Here is a 17,810-nt window from a genome sequence, read left to right as displayed (position 1 = left end):
GTGCAGGAGGCGGTAAATGGGCGGTATGGCGGACGAGGTCGCGGACTTCGACTTGGTAGAATCGATTGGCTTGCTCCTGCGCCGGATTGCACTCGACCCGCTGGCCGTCATTGCGCACAAATCGAGTATGTTCAGCTCGAAATTGAAGCTCGGTGATAGGTAAGGGGTAGTGATCTCGCGCTTGCAATACTCCGTGATAATCAGCTCCAGATGACTCATGAACCGCCTCGAAAGTCAGAACCAATGGGCCTCTGTATTGGTTGGCCAGCTTCACATAGCCATCACCGTCCAAGCGCCCAATGTGCCGCTGTCCGTTACTATCCAGGACCGAATAAGTAAGCCCTCCATAGGCTTTCCCATTGCCGGTTTCATCAACCAGGGAAAAACTCAGCCAACATCCACGTAACGGACAAGCCGGCATTTTTTCGCTGAAAAACGGTACCTTCCATTCTTCGATAGCCATAGCTGAATATCCTTATTCAGTACAGGTTGGGTAAACATTGCACTCACGCCCGTCAGGCATCTTGAAAGGCCTGAAAGTGGGAGCATCCTTCGCGCAAAAACCATATTGATCGTCCAGGTTTTTCCCTAGGCAACGCTTCCACCCGTGAGGGAAACGGATCCAGGTATTCCCCATGTAAGGTCTCTCTTCATTCGTAACCTCCATCACCAAGCTAAGTGTGTTTCCTGCTAGTTGATCGCGCGGCACTACGCCACCTGACTGCATGCTCTGCAATTGCCCTTCGTTGTCCAGCGAGTTGCATTTAAGAATCTTCCTGATGGCATGTTGTGACCCGAGGGTACGAAACAGCCACTGACACCGCCCTTTCAACTCCAAAGTCTCCAACCCAAGCGCCTCCCCTCCTGAACGGTCCTGAAAGTAGATCGCCGCAATATCCCCCCCAATATCCGTATCCCGCGTTCCCCACCGTGCATAAAAATCAAACTCCACGCTGCGCAACACCAACGGGCAACCTTCTACCGTTTCAGTCAGCGGCAGGTCCTGGGTCACGCGGCTGGCCGCCGGGTTATATGGCACGCTAAAGATCTTGCGCTCCGGCCTTTTGCCTCGACGTGCAGGCAAGGTGCAGCTTTCGCCAGCCGCAGGGCTGTAATTGGCTGCGCTTTTAAAACGAAAGTTGGCAGGCAGTTCCACCTGCAAGGTAAAACGCTCGGCGGGCACCCTTGCACATCCCGCCATCCACACCATGCCCACTACCAGTAATGCACCGTACGCCCGCTTACTCATGTTTTTCCCTCAAGCTGTGCCACTGGGCCAACACCCGTGAAAAGTGATCGGCCGGCGCTTCCCCCGTCAACGGCTGCCACCGGATCAAACAGGCCCCCGTCGCTTCCTCCAACCGGCGCACCACCAAAAATTCCAATTGTTGCGCCCCGCGCCATTGCCAGGTGCGAGCCTGTTCCAGTACCTGCGCCAGCCATATCCTTGGGTCCTGGAATTCAACCAATGCCGCCAGGCTTTCGCCGTGTTCAGCCAGCAGGTAACGCAAGATATTGGCGTGCAGAATGGCCGAGGACTGAGGATTGGGAATGTCGAGCCAAGGGGCAGGATCGGGTACCGGGTACTTGCCCGGCGCAGGGTTGCTGGCACTGCACCATTGGTCTTCATACCAGTAGCACACACTGATCAGCGGCCCGAGATAGGCCGGTCGCTGCGCTACCGGCAAACAGGCCAGTGCACGTGCCAGGGTACGGTTGTCGTGGAAACGGTACAGGGCCTGATCGCCCGGCGGTCCCACCAGCATTCGCGCGTGCCAATGCTCGATGACGCCACCCAGATCCGTGTCGGGCAAGCTGCCCAGCCAGCCCCAGTTCACCTGCGGGCGCTCCAGCAAGCCCACCAGGGCAGGTTCACCGAGTTGCTCCACCAGCAGGATCACCGGCCCTGCAGCGGCCAGTGCCGCCACTGCGCTCCCAGCGTAGACGCTGCGACATTGCGCCAGGTCGCGGGACGCCATCAACGACAGGCGTGCCTCGCTGCTGCCCTCAAGGATCAAACATAGGCGTCGCCCTGCCTGCTGCTGTTGGGCCATCCATTGGCCTGGCATCAGCGCCATCACGCGACCCTCCCGATGTCACACTCACCTTCACGGCAGCGCTCGCATACCGGACAAAAATCCGCATCCAGTTGCCTTGCCCAGCGCATGATTTCGCCCTGAACCACTGAAATAGAGGGACCGCTGGTGGCACGCGGCGGCGATGACGGGTTATCGCCCGGCCCCAAGGGATTGGCCGAACGCGTAGCCGCTGGCGCGCCACCAAGGGTGATGGGGCGACTGCTGAAAATTCCGCCGGCCTGGATCAGCAGGTGTTCGCCTCCGGCCTTGAAACTCAACTGCGCACCCGCGTCGATCACCAGGCTGGCGCCCGCTTTGAGATGGATCTGTTGTCCAGCCTCGACCACCAGGGTCTGGCCGATATAGGCCTGGCTGTCGCCCTCTACCTGGAGGTGATCGCCAGCCCCGATCAGGACTTTGCGACTACCGCGAACGTCGCGGTGTTCCTCGTTTTCCAGGTAAACGGTGCTCAGGCCGCGAATGGTTTCGCGCCGCTCGCCACCGACTTCCAGGTGGCAGTCGTGACCCACCTGCTGCTGCAGGTCCCGTTGGGCCCGCAGGTAGATGAGTTCCTTACCCAGACGGTCCTCCAGATGCAGTTCGTTGGCACCGGCGCCACCGGGAGAACTGCGGCTGCGTAATACGCTGCGGGTCTTGTGTTGCGGTAACGGATAAGGGGGCAGATGCCGCGCATTGGGCAGGCAACCGTTGATCAAAGGCCGGTCAGGATCACCGTCCAGGAAAGTCACCAGCACTTCCATGCCGACCCGGGGCGTCATGATCGCGCCAAAGCCGTCACCCGCCCACCCGGAGGCCACTCGCACCCAGCAGCTGCTTTTGTCACTCATCTTATCCAACCGATCCCAGTGAAACCGCACCTTCACCCGACCATAGGCGTCACAGTGCACCTCCTCGCCCACCGGCCCCGTCACGGTGGCCGTCTGACTACCGGTGATCGTCGGCTTCGGGTGCTTGAGCGCCGGACGGTGGACCGCGCGCCAGGGTGTGGCGTTGAAGCGGTTGCGATAGCCCTGGAACACTTCGCTGCCAGGCATCGCCTCTTCCAGCACCTGTGGTTGATACCCCTCGTGATGCACTGAGGTCAGCAGCCACAAGTCATTGCAGGAGGACTGCGGGTGATCGCTCAACGGCAGGAAATGGCCACTGCACAATGCCGGTTGATCACTCTTGCCCAAGGCCCGGCAATGGTCGCGCTGATGGCGCTCCAGGCTGCGGCGGGCCAGTTGCACGCCGCGTGCCCGACCCGTAAAACCTGCGGGGTAGTGATAGTCCTCAAGAGGTAGCACCGATGGCGCCCCGGCTTGCTCTTGCAGGCGCCGCGAAGGATGCTCGAAGTCATGGTCACGACGCACGACCTGGCGGCTACGGGTTGCCAGGCGCACATCGAAGCGCTGGATGACTCGCGCCTCGGCCTCTGGGCCGCTGGCAGGGCGATAACGCTGTGCAGGCAAACGGCGAAACACCGTCTGGTCATCACCAAATACCAGTAGATGAGCGTCCGGGCTGTGGCGAAAGTGGTAGTGAATCCCCTCTTCTTCACACAGCCGCTGGATAAAGTGCAGGTCGGTCTCTGCGTATTGCACACAGAACGTACGTGGCGGATAGACCACCGGGCCCAATTCGAAGGCATACGCGTCGGCCAGGATACCGTGGCGTTCGAGTACGGCCGCGATAATCTGCGGCACGCTGCGTTGTTGAAAGATGCGCAGGTCACGACGGTGTTCCAGCCACGCCAGGCGCGGCGCCAGGGTCAGCCGGTAAAGGGTGAGCCGAGCCCCGGGGTCATCGCGACCGACCGCATACACCTGCCCATGCAGGCCTTCGCCCGCTTCGCCGAAACCCAGGTATGCCGACTGGTGCAGCAATGCTTCCAGATCAAGGCCAGGGTTTTCGCTGACCAACTGCACCTCGATGAAGTAGGGCTGATCAAGGGCTTCGTGGCCTTTGAATGCCAGGACTTGAAAGTCGTTCTCCACACTCTGCAGGACAAATTTGAAACGTGACGAAACAAGCGCATTAACCATCCGTTGTTACCCGCCGTCCGCTATCTGACTGAAATACTCCCCCCCGCCAAGCTAAAGCCCGCAGCCAAAGAAAGTGCCTGAATGCTCTTAAAGATTAGCGAGATCCGCGAACATTCGGCACTTTGAAAATAAAAAAGAAGTTTCGTACGAACAGGATGGAAGTCTCTTTTACAAGATGAGAAAGCAGCAAAAAAACCAGGTAACAACAACAGGAAATCACTTACGCAACACATCAACCGATAACTAAACAATAAGGAAACAACTGACACTTATTTAAGCTATCAAGTACTTCCCCCCTCAACTTTGAAGCGTTGCGGCCCCGAACAGACTGACACTGAGCAACGTGTCGGCCTGAACATGCAGACGTACCGGCGCCGTGCCTCCTGGCATCACCACGGCAACCTCCCCCGCCTCGACCCAACCCGCTCGCCATGCTGCGCAGGCCACCGCGCTGGCGCTGGTCCCGGAGGATGCCGTGGGGCCTTCGCCGCGCTCGAATACCCGGGCAATCACCCGATTGGCAGAGTCGCGGGCGGCCCATTGCAGATTGACCCCGGCAGCACAAGGCCGGCCACCACCTGCCGGCGGGGCAAAGGCAATCGCTTTCAGTGGTGCGAACAGACCCGGCTGGTGCATTTGCCGATTGTCCGGCAAGGCCGACTCGTGCTCGACCAAGGTCACACAATGGGGATTGCCGATGCGCACAAATTCACTGCGCGCCCATTGCGGGTTGATCGCAGCCAGCGCACTCACGTGGCCAGGCGCGTTCCTCGCCGCCCCCACTGCTCCCACCGCCTGAGGTCCGAATGTCGGCTGCCCCAACGTCAACCAGAACCCCGAAACCTGCTGATAGACCGCCGGCTCAACCCAGGTCGCCACCGTTGATGGGGCATCAGGTTTGTCATGGTGCACCCGCAGCTCACAGGCCTGAGTCATCAGCCCGGCGTCCGTCAGGGCCTGGGCAAAGATCGTCAAGCCATTGCCGCTGCGCTCGGCCAGGGAACCATCGGTGTTGATAATCAGCAGGTCATACGGCGGCGCAGCCTGGAACGGCCCGACCAGCAAACCATCGCAGCGATAAGCCTTGGCCTGGGCTGGACGCGGCGCCGTCCCCCAGCCACATTCGGACGCTATCGCCGAGGCTGCCCAGGCCTGACGAGTGCTGGCGGCCAGGGCGGCGCTATCGGGCACGGCAATGCCCCGGCTGCGTAACAGGGCCGGGCTGGCCACTCCGTAGATATTGCCGCGAGCGTCGTAGAACAGGGTCATGGATCATCCACCTCGACAGGGAAAAGCACCTGGCGATTGTGGGCAATGTCGACCCGGGACACCACCCACCAAAGTGGCCTGGAAGGTGGTAATCCTCTGCAAGCAGCCTGGGGTTCACCGCCACTCGAAGGGATTACGCACCATCCAGGCCACCTCAAGCGGGCCCGCTAGCCTCTCTGTGGTGCTCATTGGCAAAAGTGTTCCATGTCGTAAAAAATAAGTTCGCTGCGACCACGGGAACCCGGCTCGCTCGATAAGGCCTGATGTGCAAGGATGTCCCGCCGCACATCGTTCGCTGAACGCAAAATCAAGGATTTTCATGACTGCCATCCCCACCCCAGCGCCTGTGATTCCAGGACGTTTGGAACAAATGTCGACCCGCATCGCGTTTTTCATTGCAGGCTTTGGCATCGCGGCCTGGGCACCGCTGGTTCCCTATGCCAAGGCCCGTGCCCAACTCAACGAAGGTACCCTGGGCCTGTTGCTGTTGTGCCTGGGGGTGGGGTCCATCATCGCCATGCCGGCGGCGGGCGCTCTGGCGTCACGCTTTGGCTGCCGTCGCGTGCTCAGCGCCGGGACGATTCTGCTCTGCGTGGCCCTACCGATGCTGGCCACCGTCAGCTCGATACCGTTACTAATGGCCGGGTTGTTTCTGTTTGGTGCCGGCCTTGGCACGGTGGACTCAACCGTCAACCTGCAAGCCGTGATCGTAGAACGAGCCAGTGGCAAGACCATGATGTCGGGTTTCCATGGGCTGTTCAGCCTGGGAGGGATTGTGGGGGCGGCGGGTGTCAGCGCCTTGCTCGGCCTGGGGCTGTCACCGCTGTCGGCGACCTTGGTGGTGATCGTGATTACGCTGGCCGCACTGCTCAAGGCGGCCCCCCATTTGTTGCCCTATGGCAGTGAAAGCTCAGGCCCCGCCTTTGCCATGCCCCACGGGGTGGTGCTGTTTATCGGTTGCCTGTGTTTTATCGTGTTCCTGGCAGAAGGTGCCGTGCTCGACTGGAGCGCCGTGTTCCTCAGTGACGAACGCGGCCTCGACGAAGCCTATGCGGGCCTGGGTTATGCGGCGTTTGCCTTGACCATGACCATCGGCCGCCTGACCGGCGATGCCATTGTTCGTCGCCTGGGGGCAAAACGGGTGATCGTGATCGGTGGTTTGCTGGCCACCGCCGGCATGCTCCTGGCCACGCTGCTCCCGGCGTGGGAAACCGCGCTGCTGGGCTATGCACTGGTAGGCGCGGGCTGTTCGAACATTGTGCCGGTGCTATACACCGCTGTCGGCAAACAAACCGTCATGCCGGAGCACATTGCGGTGCCGGCCATCACCACCCTGGGTTACGCGGGCATTCTCGCGGGCCCGGCGCTGATCGGCTTTATCGCCCATGGCAGCAGCTTGAGCGTAGCCTTTGTGTTGATCGCCGTGCTCCTGCTGGGCGTGGCGATCAGTGGGAAAATACTGCGGGTGTCATGAGTCCAGAGCACTAAAGGGGCTTGTTGTTCTCAAGCCAGCCGTCAAGGTCTTTACTGCTCAACCATCCCTTCTGGTTGCGACTGCCATAAATGCGTCGCCAGCCAGAATGGATGCGCGCCAGTGAGTTCAATAGCCTGGGACGGTCCACCAGGTTTTTTGACATGTATACCAGCTGTTCGCTGTACATCTTTTTCGGCAGCCCGGTGGCGGGGTCCCGGATAACCGTGCCTTGGGTGTCCGTTTCGTCCGGGTCCTTGCTGATTGAGACAAGCCTCTCGATCTGCACGTAGCCGACCTGCTCAAAAAAGTTCGTGCGGTCCCGGGACCTGTCCCGAAGTTCATCAAATGCCGCCCGAAACGCCTGCACTAGCTCGACATTGGTCTTGGCATGAAAAGGGTCCGAGCTGAAGGCATTGGGATCGCTGTTGCCAAACACTGCCGGCACGGCCTTTGACAGGCTTTGCCGCGTGATGAACCCTTCCTCGTCGAGGATCGCGTCGATCAACCGCGGGCGCTGGACAAGTGCCCTGGCCAGCAGGATGGCGTTATTACGCGCGGGTGTGTCAGTCATTTTTTCACTGGCGATCCGCCGCAGTGACGACAGTTTCAATCCTTCATTTTTCATGAAATTTTTCCAGCACGGAAAAATGATCACCCAGCGCCGTCACGAGCTGGCTATCCGGCAGTTGGGTATAGGGATTCACATCGGTTGTACGCACCGAAGGCGTGTTTCTCAATTCCTGATGATGCAGCGTCATTTCATTGGGCGTGGCCCAGCGCAAGGGACGCCGGAACCCCGAAGATCGAATCGTGCTGGGCAACGGCTGATTATCATCCTGCCACCCACGCGGCGTGGTTTCGCTTGAAGCAGCATGAGCTTTTTGTTGTGCGTGATCCGGTATCGCATCATGGCGGCTCGTAATATCGGGCCGCAGAAGAGGTACCCCACCGTCAATTGCCATGTTTCATATCCACCTTTTCTAGACCCCATCTCAGACCGGCTACCACCTCTGTCACTGCAACGGTGGCTCTCCAACAAGCGCAAAGTATGTGGCCTGGCATCCGCAATGGTTCCGGGTGGCCGATCAATTTCGATGACTACATGTAAACAACTGGCAGGACCTGGGGCAGCCTCCGCCCGTCTTTGAGCACCACAACGCTGCCTATCTGGAAACACCCAGCAAGACCTTTAATGCCGTGACCAAGCCGGTTGTCATGCCCGCGGTTTCCGGCACCGGGCCACCTGGGGTGTGGGTGGTACGGTGAGGAAGCAGGCCTTTGGCGAAATCATCCGCCGCCGGTGCCTTGAATGTGTACTGCCCTGGAAAGAACTTTGCGCCCAGAGCTTCAGGCGCCTCCTCGCCAAGCACGTGCTGGGCCTGGACACCGAAGCGTCGGCCCTGCTCACCATTGTCACAGGTGGGTGCAAGAAGGGATTGCGGCAGACCGGGAGTTTGAGTTCCAAGTGACGTTGAAGTCATGTCAACACCCTCTCTTTAAGTGAAACCGTCGGCGTCATAAAGGCCGTCAGATACACGTTGTGTGGCAAACAGCGCAAAACAGTTCCGGACGATTGATATGGCACCGGCGAGCAGGAAAAAACCGCGAAGAGCCTGCGGCTTTTTCCCGTGGATGAAATACCTGTGCAGTACCGATGATTGATTACGACAACATCAGTTCGCGCAGCGTCTGTCGGCTAATCCGGCCGTCATAGGGATGGCCTGCGATATTGTCCATTTTCTGCAAGAGGCTCGAGCGGCTGACGACTTCTTTCGCCAGGAGGATGAGTTGATCCCTTTGCGAGTTGCCCGTCAGCGGACGCTGGGCCAAGGCACGCAGATCGTTGATCTTGATGGTTTGGTTCCAGAACCCGCCTTTCAACTTGTTGAAGTTCTCGAGCATCGTACTGGCCAGTTGCTTGTCATCCTGGAACTTCAACGGATTGCTGGAACGGATTACGTCATTGATGTTCTGCCAGCTGAACCGATCGTCCAGCACGCCCGTACGTCCGTCGCGATCCAGCGCGCTCATGAGTTCCGGACGCTTGAGGATTTCCCTGGCCAGCCTGATGTTCTGATCCATGGCCGGGTTGCCTGTCAGCGGTCTTGCCGCCATGTTGCTCAAACTCTGCCGCGTCACGTGGCCAGGATTTCGCGGATCCTTGAATACCTGGAAGTTATCCAGCAGCTGTTGGGCCAACTGGTCATGACTGCGCTTTGAATAGTGCGGATCGGGCTGCTGGGGAAACGGTCTTGGCGGCGGGTTTCCGTGGATCGGATGTGGCCTTTGTGGCGGATGCCCGCAGCTCGGATCGGGCCTTTGCGGTGGACGCCCGCAGCTAGGATCGGGCCTTTGCGGTGGACGCCCATAGCCCGGATCGGGCCTGTGGGGCAAGTGCCCACAATGCGGCGGCCTGGCGGCGAAGAAAAACCCTTTCAAACGGCTGAAAAGCCCCTGAGAGAAGTTGTTCTGCCACGTGGAAGCCTGGCTGCTCCAAGGGGCGCGAGCGCCTGCAGCGACGTGCGCCAGCGTCGGTGACTCGGCGAACACCGGCCCCGACTTACCCGCTGGCGCGCTGAAACTAGGGCCACTGGAAGGCGCCCCGATAACCGGAGCCTTTGCCTCTTTGGTGTTGGCCCCTTGTTGGGCTCCTTGATGTGTGCCGTCAGTTGGTAGATTGACAACAGGCTGATTGAACGCAGGTACCGACATAGATCTTCTCCAGTGCGACTTGTTGACACGGTCCACCTCACACGCCCAGGCACCTCGACAACGCAGTTATCACAAGGCACCCGTGCACGGAGGGTTGATGGTGTGTGGCAGGCCTACGGAGTTCGGTTCCTGAAAGCGATGAAAGCCGCAAAAAAAAGGTAGGAAATGCACGCTAACGCCCCTTCAATCAGCACAGAAGAATCGTCAGGCGCATACACAGCAGTGCGAGGAAAGGCGCTGTGAAGTACGTCAGCAGCAACGTCTTGGGTCAGCAGGCACATCGCCGCCGGCCCGATCAAGGCGCGGCGACGCTGCCGTCACGCGATCAGAAGCCCACGCTCGCCTGCACAAAGAATGTACGCGGCTCGCCCAGGTAAATCCCTGCGTTGTTATCGCTGGAACGGGTGTAGTGCTGCTGGTCGAACAGGTTTTTTACCCCCACGCCCAGTTTCAGGTTCGACAGTTGGGCACCAAAGTCATAACCACTGCGCACGTTGACCGACACATATCCCGGAATATCACCGTACTGACCGTCAGCGGTCGGCTGGGTGATATAGGTGCTGGTCGTGCCGGGGGCGCGCTGGCCGGACTGAGCGTAAGCGTCCAGGTTGTGGGTCCAGTGATTGACCGCGTATCGCAGCCCCAGGGTCGCCACTTGGCGCGAATACAACGGCAAGTCACGGCCCTTGAATGCTACATCGCCCTCGGCAGTCGCCCTGGTGTAGGTGAACCCGGCGTTAGCGGTCAAACCCTCCAGGCGTGGGTCCAGGCTGGACAGATCGTAGTGGGCCGAGGTTTCGATACCGGTGTGTTTGGTAGCGCCCAGGTTGGTCCAACCCACGTCATTGCTGACGTACTGCAGCTCATCGGAGAAGTCGATATAGAACAGCGTCACTTCGCCACCCCAGACCTCATCGTTGTAGCGGGTACCGATCTCGTAGGTCTTGGCCTTTTCCGGTTGCAGGCCATTGGCTGTCTGGTCGCCGTTACCGCCCTGGCCCAACTGGAAATATTGCAGGCTGCCGAAGGACGTTTCGTAGTTGGCAAACAGTTTCCAGGCATCGGAGACGTGGTACATCACACTCAGGGCCGGCAGCGGTTCGTTGTTCTTGATCTCGCGGTGTTTTTCCTGGGTACGCGTGCCGTTCAAGCCCACGACCGGGCGGTCATGCCATTGGGTGCGAATGCTCTCAAAGCGGATACCTGGGGTGATCGTCCATTTGCCGACGTCGATTTTGTCGTCAATGTAGAACGCGTTGGCCTCTGTGCCACCGGTACGGTCCTGATAAACGTGGCCGTCATTTTGACCGATCGGTGTGGGGACGTTGTTGACCAGTTTCAAATTGCTGGCCTGCTCGTGCATGCCTTCTTTCAGGTAGCGGTAGCCGACGCTGACTTCCTGGCTGGTCGGGCCCAGGTCAAACACATGGGACACCCGTGGCTCGATGCCAAAGGTGTAGTAGGTGCGTGGAAACGAACCGAGAGTCTGCTGGTCACGGCTGGCGATGTTGCTGCCACGAAAGCTGTCGGAGTAGTACGTCAGCACTTGCGCCTGGGTACGGTCGTCAACCTGGCGGATGTACTTGAACGACACATCCTTGCGCCGGCCGCTGAAGTTGTCCCAGTCGCGCACCGACTGATAAGGGTTGGCGTCGAACTGCTTCTGGGTCAGGCCGCCGGGCATATCGGCAGTGGCATCGTAGTAATGAAAGTTGAGCGTGAAGTCATCTTGATCGGTCGGTGCCCAGTGGGTCTTGAGGATCACATCGTCGATGTCGTTACCGTTGTTGCTGTCGCGATAACCGTTGCCATTGACCCCGGAATACAGGAGCGCCATGCCGATGCCGTTGTCTGCGGTACCGCCGATAAAGGCGTTGTCGACATGTTTCCAACCGCCATGGGAAGAGGTTTGCAGGGTGGTGCCGACTTCGCCGGAAAAGGTCTCGGGGATCGCGCGGGTCACGAAGTTGATCACCCCGCCGACGTTCTGCGGTCCATAACGCACGGAACCGGCGCCACGTACCACATCGATGCTTTCAAGATTGCCAGCGGAAATCGGCGCCATCGACAACTGCGGCTGACCATAGGGAGCGAACGCCGCAGGAATCCCGTCAATCAACACCGTGGAGCGCGGCGACAGGCGCGACGTCAGGCCGCGTACACCGACGTTGAGGGAAATATCGCTACCGCCAGTGCCGTTGGCTTCCTGCACCTGCACCCCGGGAACCCGGCGCAGCACGTCGCCGACGTTCATCGCGCCCTGCTCCACCATTGCCTCGCGGCGGATCACGGTACGTGCGCCGGGATGGTTCTGCACCACTTCGGCATTGGCGTCGCCCAGCCAATCGCCTACGACATTGATCGCAGTGGCACCCAGTTCCAGGGGCGAACCGGCTTCACCGGTGCCCGTGGAGACTGGATGCAACGTCACCGAACCCGCGTCAATCTGATAGTCCAGGCCACTGCCCTGCAACAACTGGCGCAGGGCCTGTTCCGGCGACAGGTTGCCGTCAATAGCCTGAGCTTGTTTGCCGGCCACCATCTGCGGGCTGAAAAACACTTGCAGCGACGTTTGCTGGCCCAATTGGCTCAGCGCCGCGCCCAGGGGCTGGGCCTTGATATGAATGGCTTCGTCGGCGTAAGCCGCAGGCATTGCGGCACTGACCGCCAAGGCCAGGGCAAGAGGGGCCCAGCGGGAGGCTTTATTGTTGTTCGCAGCGAGTTTTTTCACGTCGTACCTAGTCCAGTGATGCCAAGAGAGCGCGTCGGTTAATGCAAACCAGTTGCAGTTGGACAAGAAGACGAAGAACTCGAAAAAAACCTGAACCTAGCGTGAAATTATTTCCTGGCTACCGTCAGGCAGCGTGCGCAAAGCCACCGGCAGGATGTGCGGCAACGCCTTGAGCAAGGCATCGGTGTCGTTGGATTTGAACACGCTGGTCAGGCGTAACTCGCTGGCCGCAGCGCTGACCCGCAAGGGTTTTTCGCGGTAGCGCGAGACTTCCCGCGCCACCTCGGCCAGGCTGGCGTCGTTGAACACCAGCTTGCCGGTCTGCCAGGCCAGCAGCGCCTGGGCGTTGACCGGGCGGGCCGCCGCGACCGCGCCCTGGTTGTCGATCGAGGTGCCCAGGCCGGCTGTCAGTGTGACCACTGGGTGGGCAGCATGCCCTTGCACCTTGACCGTCCCGGCCTCGACCACCACGCGGGTCTGGTCATCGTCGCGGCGCACGTCAAACCGAGTCCCGGTAACCGTCACCTGCCCGGCCCCGGCCTGCACCACAAAAGGCCGGCTGGTGTCGTGTTCGACGCTGAACAGCGCCTCACCCTGCTTGAGTTCAATCCCACGCCGGCCCTTTTCGTAATGCACCGCCACCACGCTGCGGCTATTGAGGTCCATCAGCGAGCCGTCGGGCAACGCCACTTGGCGGCGCTCACCCAACGCCGTGCTGAACTGCGCGTCGTACACCGCCGGATGATCCAGGCCGCTGAACAGCCCCAAACCCACGGCCACCGCCAGCACACTCGCCGCCATGGCATAGCGCCCCCTCCCACGACGCTTGCGCGGCACAGGCGTAGCGACCAAGGCCTGCAAACGAACCTTGGGCAGCAGGTCGGCGACGCTCCACAGCCCTTGCAGCAACTCGAATTCATACTGATGCGCGGGATGCTCCCCACGCCAGGCGTCAAAAAGATGCTGGTCCCCAACGCTCAAGGGATGGTCCTGCAAACGCACGAACCACTGCGCCGCCTCGTCACGCACCGCTGCGCTGCCACAGGCACACTCACGGGTATCCATCATGGAAGATCCTGTTTCAAAGCGGGCATTGGTCATGGGGCCAGCGCGTCCAGGCGATCACGCAGATGCCGCAGGGTGCGGATCATATACTTTTCCACCATGTTTTTAGAAAGCCCCAGGCGCTCGGCGATTTCCTGCTGGGTCAGGCCCTCGATCTTTTGCCAGATGAAAATCCTGCGGCAATTGAGGGGCAATTCGGCCAGGGCCCGCTCGATGGAGTCCGCCAACTGCACGGCGTGCATAAAATGCTCCGGGTCGCCACTGTGCGACGCACCCGGTTCAAAGGCCTGCAACGCCACCGCGTCGTGCCGGTCCGCACGACGATAGGCATCCACCGCAATATTGCGTGCCGTCTGGTGCAAATAGGCACGCGGCTGCTCGACCAGCGCCGACTTGGACTCCAAGACCCGCACAAACGTATCGTGGGCCAGGTCCTCGGCCTGCTGGCGATTGCGCAGGCGACGCGTCCAGGTCCCGACCAACTCTTCGTAGTACGCGAAAAAGCCTGGTCTGCGGGGCGGCTGGGGAGTCATCGGAGATGCACTGGATAGGCGGGGCGTGAATAGTAATGCTTCCTATTAAGTGGGGCAATTGCTTGCCGTCGCCAATCCAGCCTCTAGACCAACCGCTTGATCTGCTTATGCCGCCACACCAACCGGTAATACGCGGTCTGCAACCCCAGCATCACCAGATAGGTCACCGGGAACGCCATCCACACCCCTTCCAGGCCAAAGCGTGCATTGAGCAGATATGCCACCGGCAACTCCACACCCAACACGCAGAAGATCGAGATCGCCACCGGCATCAGCACCACGCCGCTGGCGCGCATGATCCCGCCGATCACCGCCTGGAAGCCGAACACCAGAATGCTCCAGAGCATGATGTGCAGCAGGTGTTCGGCCTGGACCCGCGCCTGGTCATCGGTGATGAACAGGCCCAGGAGCCAGTGGGACAAGGCGTAACCGAGCAGGATCAGGCCCCCCGTCAGGCACAGGTTGATCGCAAGTCCGGTGCGCAGGATCGGCCCGATGCGTTCCAGGCGCCCGGCGCCGATGGCCTGAGCGCCGAGGATCGAGGCAGTGATGGCAATCGACAGCGCCGGGAATTGCACATAGTTGACGATCTGCGTCACCGCGCCATACGCCGCCGTGGCCATTGACCAGTGCCAGGATCACCAGCTCCGACAACGACAGCACCACCATCTGCAAGCCCGTGGGCAGGCCGATGCGCAGGACTTTGCCAAGGATCGCCCGGTCCAGGCGCAAGGCCGCCAGCAATACGCGGTCCGGCGCCATCACGTGGTTTTTGTGGCGCAGGCGCAGCACCAGAAACAACATGGCCACGGCATTCGCGGCCAGGCCGGCATAGGCCGCGCTCTGGATACCCATGGGCGGCAGCCCCAGCCAGCCGCGGATCAGGGCCGGGGTCAGCAACAGGCCAACCACCGTCGAAACGATCAGCGCCAGCAGCGGTGACACCGTATCGCTCACGCCCCGCAGCAGTTGGGTGTAGAGGATGAACACCAGCAACAACGGCATGATCAGCATCATCACCTGGGCATAACCGACCGCGTCGTCCAGTACATCCAACGGCGTGCCCAAAGCTTGCATCGCCGGGCGCGCGAACAGGCTGCCGAGCACGGCGGCGATCAGCCCGATCAGCGCGCCCAGGGTCAGGGTCGCGCCGGTGATTACCTTGACCAACGCCGTTTCGCCCGCGCCCCAGGCCTGGCCGATCAGCACCGAAGCGCCCGCCCCCAGGCCAATCACCAGGGCGATAAAAAAGAACACTATGGGAAACATCCCCGACACCGCCGCCAGCGCCTGGGTGCCGAGCATTTGCCCGACATAGATACCGTTGAGGGTGCCGGAAAAACTCTGCAGGAAGTTGGACAGCACCATCGGCGCAAGAAAGAACAGGTAGACCTGCCACAACGGGCGTTGCAAAGGGTTTTGCATGAAAAGCGGGGCCTCGGATTTACACAGCGACCGAGGGTTTATAGCGTATTGGATCCGATGTTGCTGTGTTTTAACCCGCCACCCCGCTTACAACGCCTATCCCAGCATTTCCCGCAGCCGGTACCACAACATGCCCAGTGCCAGTAATGGCGAGCGCAAGGCCTTGCCGCCCGGGAACGTCATATGCGGCACTCGGCTGAAGGTCTCCAGGCCCTGGCTGTGGCCGGCATGGATAGCTTCGGCCAGCAGCCGCGCGCACCAGTGGGTAACATTAAGCCCATGCCCCGAATAGCCCTGGGCGTAAAACACGTTGGGGTACTGCTGCAACCTGCCGACCTGGGGAAAGCGATTGGCGGTGATACCAATCTTGCCGCCCCATTGGAACTCGATGGCAGTAGTGGCCAGCTGTGGAAACACCTTGAGCATTTTCGGGCGCATATAAGCCGCGATATCCACCGGATCACGCCCCGAATAATGACAGGCGCCTCCGAACAGCAGCCGACGGTCTGCCGAGAGCCGGTAGTAGTCCAGGCCGACTTTCTGGTCGCACAGCGCCAGGTTCTGCGGGATCAGTTCATCGGCAAGCGCGGCCGGCAACGGCTCGGTTGCGATGATATAGCTGCCGGCCGGCAGCACCTTGCCGCTCAGGCGTGGCTCCAGCTCTTCAAGGTGTGCATTGCACGCCAACACCAGGCTGGCGGCCCGCACAGTGCCGCTGGCGCAGCGCACCTGCACGGTGTCGCCATGGCTCAGTTGCAGCGCCGGGCTTTGCTCGAAAATCCGCACGCCCAGCGCCTCGGCCACGCGGGCCTCGCCCAGCACCAGATTGAGCGGATGCAAATGGCCCGAGCCCATGTCCACCAAACCACCGGCGTACAGCTTAGAGCCGACCACCTGCGCCATATCCTGCGCCGCCACCAGCCGGGTTTCAGGCACATAGCCCAGAGCAGCCAGGCTTTGCTGCTCGCCCTTGAACGCGGCAAATTGCGCCGGCGTATTGGCCAACTCACAAAAGCCCCAGCGCAGGTCGCAGTCGATGCCATGCTCACGGATGCGTTCACCCACCAACGCTACCGAATCGATCCCGGCCCGTTGCAGGTAACGCACGCCCTCCTCGCCCACATGCCGGGCAAAGCCCGAAACATCATGGCCGATTCCCCGGATCAACTGCCCACCATTGCGCCCACTGGCGCCCCAGCCAATGCGCCGGGCTTCCAGGAGGATCACCGACAGGCCGCGCTGGGCCAGTTCGATGGCGGTGTTGACGCCGGTAAAGCCGCCGCCGATCACACACACATCGGCACTCAAGTCCTCGGCCAACGCTGGGCGTTCGGGCATGGCATTGGCCGAAGCCCGGTAATAAGAGCGGGCGTGGTCTTGGGACGGATTCATTGGTTGGACTTCACTTTGCTCCAGGCACGGGTCATCACACGCATGATGGCCGGGCTGGGAGTGGTGGAAATGTACAGTTTGTCGAGCACCTCCTGGGGCGGGTACACCTCAGGATTATTCACCAGTTCCGGTGCCATGAAGGCCTTCGCCGCCGGGTTGGCGTTGGCGTAGCCGACATAGGTGCTGACCTTGGCAATGACCTCGGGGTCCAGCAGATAGTTGATAAAACGGTGGGCCTCTTTCGGGTTGGTGGCGTCTGCAGGAATCGCCAGCAGGTCGAACCACAGGTTGCTGCCCTCCTTGGGGATCGAATAGGCGATGTTCACCCCGTTCTTGGCTTCCTTGGCGCGGTTGGCCGCCTGGAACACATCACCGGAGTAGCCGAAGGCCACGCAGATATCACCATTGGCCAGGTCCGAGATGTACTTGGAGGAATGGAAATAGGTGATGTACGGGCGCAGGGTCAGCAACTTGGCTTCGGCCTTTTTATAATCGCCGTCCTCCTCGCTGCGCGGGTCCATGCCCATATAGTTGAGGATCGCCGGGAACGCTTCATCCGCCGAATCGAGGAACGCCACGCCGCATTGCTGCAGCTTCTTCAGGTTCTCGGGCTCGAACATCACCGCCCACGAATCGATACGGTCGATGCCCAGCACTTGCTTGACCTTGTCGACGTTATAGCCGATGCCATTGGTGCCCCACAGGTACGGCACCGCGTGCGCGTTGCCGGGGTCGTTCTGCTCCAGCAGCTTGAGCAACTTGGGGTCCAGGTTCGGGTAGTTGGGCAATTGCGCGCGGTCCAGCTTGAGGAACGCCCCGGCCTTTACCTGGCGCCCCAAAAAGTGATTGGACGGCACCACCACGTCATACCCGGTACGCCCCGCCAGCAGCTTGCCCTCCAGGGTTTCATTGGAGTCGAACACGTCGTAGACCACCTTGGTCCCGGTCTTGGCCTGGAAGTCGGCCAGGGTGGTCTCGCCGATGTAATCGGTCCAGTTGTAGACACTGACCGTCGGCGCGGCGTTGCTGGCGCTGCTGAACACTGCGGCCAGGGCCAGTGGGAGAAGCTGTTTGACGAGAGGCATA

15 protein-coding genes and 1 pseudogene are annotated in these 17,810 nt (G+C 60.6%); 2 read left to right on the top strand and 14 right to left on the bottom strand.

Annotated features, from left to right (window positions below; translation table 11 throughout):
- The first annotated feature begins 16 nt into the window (after positions 1-16).
- On the top strand, positions 17-163 hold the full coding sequence (locus tag HBO09_RS28950; RefSeq protein WP_262381241.1) for a hypothetical protein: 147 nt from the start codon (positions 17-19) through the stop codon (positions 161-163).
- Between the two features lie 312 nt (positions 164-475).
- On the opposite strand, the gene HBO09_RS15710 is transcribed toward HBO09_RS28950, so the two are convergent.
- The 4 genes from HBO09_RS15710 to HBO09_RS15695 form a co-directional block, all read right to left on the bottom strand.
- On the bottom strand, positions 476-1,249 hold the full coding sequence (locus tag HBO09_RS15710; protein ID WP_169995026.1) for a hypothetical protein: 774 nt from the start codon (positions 1,247-1,249) through the stop codon (positions 476-478).
- Positions 1,242-2,078: a DUF4123 domain-containing protein gene (locus tag HBO09_RS15705; protein WP_169995028.1), complete on the bottom strand. Its 837-nt coding sequence runs from the start codon at positions 2,076-2,078 to the stop codon at positions 1,242-1,244. Before HBO09_RS15705 ends, HBO09_RS15710 begins: the two co-directional genes overlap by 8 nt.
- Positions 2,078-4,123 (bottom strand): type VI secretion system tip protein VgrG, encoded by a 2,046-nt coding sequence (locus tag HBO09_RS15700; protein WP_169995030.1) that lies wholly within the window; start codon positions 4,121-4,123, stop codon positions 2,078-2,080. The genes HBO09_RS15705 and HBO09_RS15700 overlap by 1 nt, the downstream gene beginning before the upstream one ends.
- 297 nt (positions 4,124-4,420) lie before the next feature.
- A complete protein-coding gene (locus HBO09_RS15695) occupies positions 4,421-5,392 on the bottom strand; it encodes a diaminopimelate epimerase (RefSeq protein WP_169995032.1) in 972 nt (323 codons plus the stop codon).
- 319 nt (positions 5,393-5,711) lie between these two features.
- Here HBO09_RS15695 and HBO09_RS15690 point away from each other — a divergent pair, with 319 nt between their 5' ends.
- Complete coding sequence (locus HBO09_RS15690) at positions 5,712-6,866, top strand: MFS transporter (protein WP_169995034.1); 1,155 nt, start codon at positions 5,712-5,714, stop codon at positions 6,864-6,866.
- A gap of 10 nt (positions 6,867-6,876) precedes the next feature.
- On the opposite strand, the gene HBO09_RS15685 is transcribed toward HBO09_RS15690, so the two are convergent.
- The 10 genes and pseudogenes from HBO09_RS15685 to HBO09_RS15640 all read right to left on the bottom strand — a co-directional run bounded on the left by HBO09_RS15685 (position 6,877) and on the right by HBO09_RS15640 (position 17,809).
- A complete protein-coding gene (locus HBO09_RS15685; protein WP_169995036.1) occupies positions 6,877-7,491 on the bottom strand; it encodes a type III secretion effector protein in 615 nt (204 codons plus the stop codon).
- A complete protein-coding gene (locus HBO09_RS15680) occupies positions 7,481-7,828 on the bottom strand; it encodes a hypothetical protein (protein WP_169995038.1) in 348 nt (115 codons plus the stop codon). Before HBO09_RS15680 ends, HBO09_RS15685 begins: the two co-directional genes overlap by 11 nt.
- 201 nt (positions 7,829-8,029) lie before the next feature.
- Complete coding sequence (locus tag HBO09_RS15675) at positions 8,030-8,347, bottom strand: hypothetical protein (RefSeq protein ID WP_169995039.1); 318 nt, start codon at positions 8,345-8,347, stop codon at positions 8,030-8,032.
- Positions 8,348-8,528: 181 nt separating this feature from the next.
- Positions 8,529-9,578: a type III secretion effector protein gene (locus HBO09_RS28945; protein ID WP_262381240.1), complete on the bottom strand. Its 1,050-nt coding sequence runs from the start codon at positions 9,576-9,578 to the stop codon at positions 8,529-8,531.
- Positions 9,579-9,903: 325 nt separating this feature from the next.
- Entirely contained in the window at positions 9,904-12,309 is a 2,406-nt protein-coding gene (locus tag HBO09_RS15665) for a TonB-dependent receptor (RefSeq protein ID WP_169995041.1), read from the bottom strand.
- A gap of 96 nt (positions 12,310-12,405) precedes the next feature.
- Positions 12,406-13,374 (bottom strand): FecR family protein, encoded by a 969-nt coding sequence (locus HBO09_RS15660; RefSeq protein WP_169995090.1) that lies wholly within the window; start codon positions 13,372-13,374, stop codon positions 12,406-12,408.
- A 32-nt stretch (positions 13,375-13,406) separates the two neighbouring features.
- A complete protein-coding gene (locus tag HBO09_RS15655; RefSeq protein WP_169995043.1) occupies positions 13,407-13,907 on the bottom strand; it encodes a sigma-70 family RNA polymerase sigma factor in 501 nt (166 codons plus the stop codon).
- Between the two features lie 83 nt (positions 13,908-13,990).
- A pseudogene (locus tag HBO09_RS15650) lies at positions 13,991-15,332 on the bottom strand (MATE family efflux transporter).
- A 96-nt stretch (positions 15,333-15,428) separates the two neighbouring features.
- Positions 15,429-16,724, bottom strand: a complete 1,296-nt coding sequence (locus tag HBO09_RS15645) for an FAD-binding oxidoreductase (protein WP_169995045.1) — start codon at positions 16,722-16,724, stop codon at positions 15,429-15,431.
- Positions 16,721-17,809, bottom strand: a complete 1,089-nt coding sequence (locus tag HBO09_RS15640; RefSeq protein ID WP_169995047.1) for a polyamine ABC transporter substrate-binding protein — start codon at positions 17,807-17,809, stop codon at positions 16,721-16,723. Before HBO09_RS15640 ends, HBO09_RS15645 begins: the two co-directional genes overlap by 4 nt.
- Position 17,810: the final 1 nt, after the last annotated feature.

The organism is Pseudomonas sp. WS 5027 (assembly GCF_012985695.1).
GTDB lineage: Bacteria > Pseudomonadota > Gammaproteobacteria > Pseudomonadales > Pseudomonadaceae > Aquipseudomonas > Aquipseudomonas hygromyciniae.
This window is presented reverse-complemented; position numbering and strand designations above follow the sequence as displayed.

What these genes read in the sequence shown, in the direction of transcription:
- HBO09_RS15680 (WP_169995038.1), bottom strand. Translation starts at nt 7,828, where the DNA reads ATGGCAATTGACGGTGGGGTACCTCTTCTGCGGCCCGATATTACGAGC.
- HBO09_RS15705 (WP_169995028.1), bottom strand. Translation starts at nt 2,078, where the DNA reads ATGGCGCTGATGCCAGGCCAATGGATGGCCCAACAGCAGCAGGCAGGG.
- HBO09_RS15655 (WP_169995043.1), bottom strand. Translation starts at nt 13,907, where the DNA reads ATGACTCCCCAGCCGCCCCGCAGACCAGGCTTTTTCGCGTACTACGAA.
- HBO09_RS28945 (WP_262381240.1), bottom strand. Translation starts at nt 9,578, where the DNA reads ATGTCGGTACCTGCGTTCAATCAGCCTGTTGTCAATCTACCAACTGAC.
- HBO09_RS15700 (WP_169995030.1), bottom strand. Translation starts at nt 4,123, where the DNA reads ATGGTTAATGCGCTTGTTTCGTCACGTTTCAAATTTGTCCTGCAGAGT.
- HBO09_RS15645 (WP_169995045.1), bottom strand. Translation starts at nt 16,724, where the DNA reads ATGAATCCGTCCCAAGACCACGCCCGCTCTTATTACCGGGCTTCGGCC.
- HBO09_RS15685 (WP_169995036.1), bottom strand. Translation starts at nt 7,491, where the DNA reads ATGAAAAATGAAGGATTGAAACTGTCGTCACTGCGGCGGATCGCCAGT.
- HBO09_RS15710 (WP_169995026.1), bottom strand. Translation starts at nt 1,249, where the DNA reads ATGAGTAAGCGGGCGTACGGTGCATTACTGGTAGTGGGCATGGTGTGG.
- HBO09_RS15690 (WP_169995034.1), top strand. Translation starts at nt 5,712, where the DNA reads ATGACTGCCATCCCCACCCCAGCGCCTGTGATTCCAGGACGTTTGGAA.
- HBO09_RS15675 (WP_169995039.1), bottom strand. Translation starts at nt 8,347, where the DNA reads ATGACTTCAACGTCACTTGGAACTCAAACTCCCGGTCTGCCGCAATCC.
- HBO09_RS28950 (WP_262381241.1), top strand. Translation starts at nt 17, where the DNA reads ATGGGCGGTATGGCGGACGAGGTCGCGGACTTCGACTTGGTAGAATCG.
- HBO09_RS15695 (WP_169995032.1), bottom strand. Translation starts at nt 5,392, where the DNA reads ATGACCCTGTTCTACGACGCTCGCGGCAATATCTACGGAGTGGCCAGC.
- HBO09_RS15660 (WP_169995090.1), bottom strand. Translation starts at nt 13,374, where the DNA reads ATGGATACCCGTGAGTGTGCCTGTGGCAGCGCAGCGGTGCGTGACGAG.
- HBO09_RS15640 (WP_169995047.1), bottom strand. Translation starts at nt 17,809, where the DNA reads ATGCCTCTCGTCAAACAGCTTCTCCCACTGGCCCTGGCCGCAGTGTTC.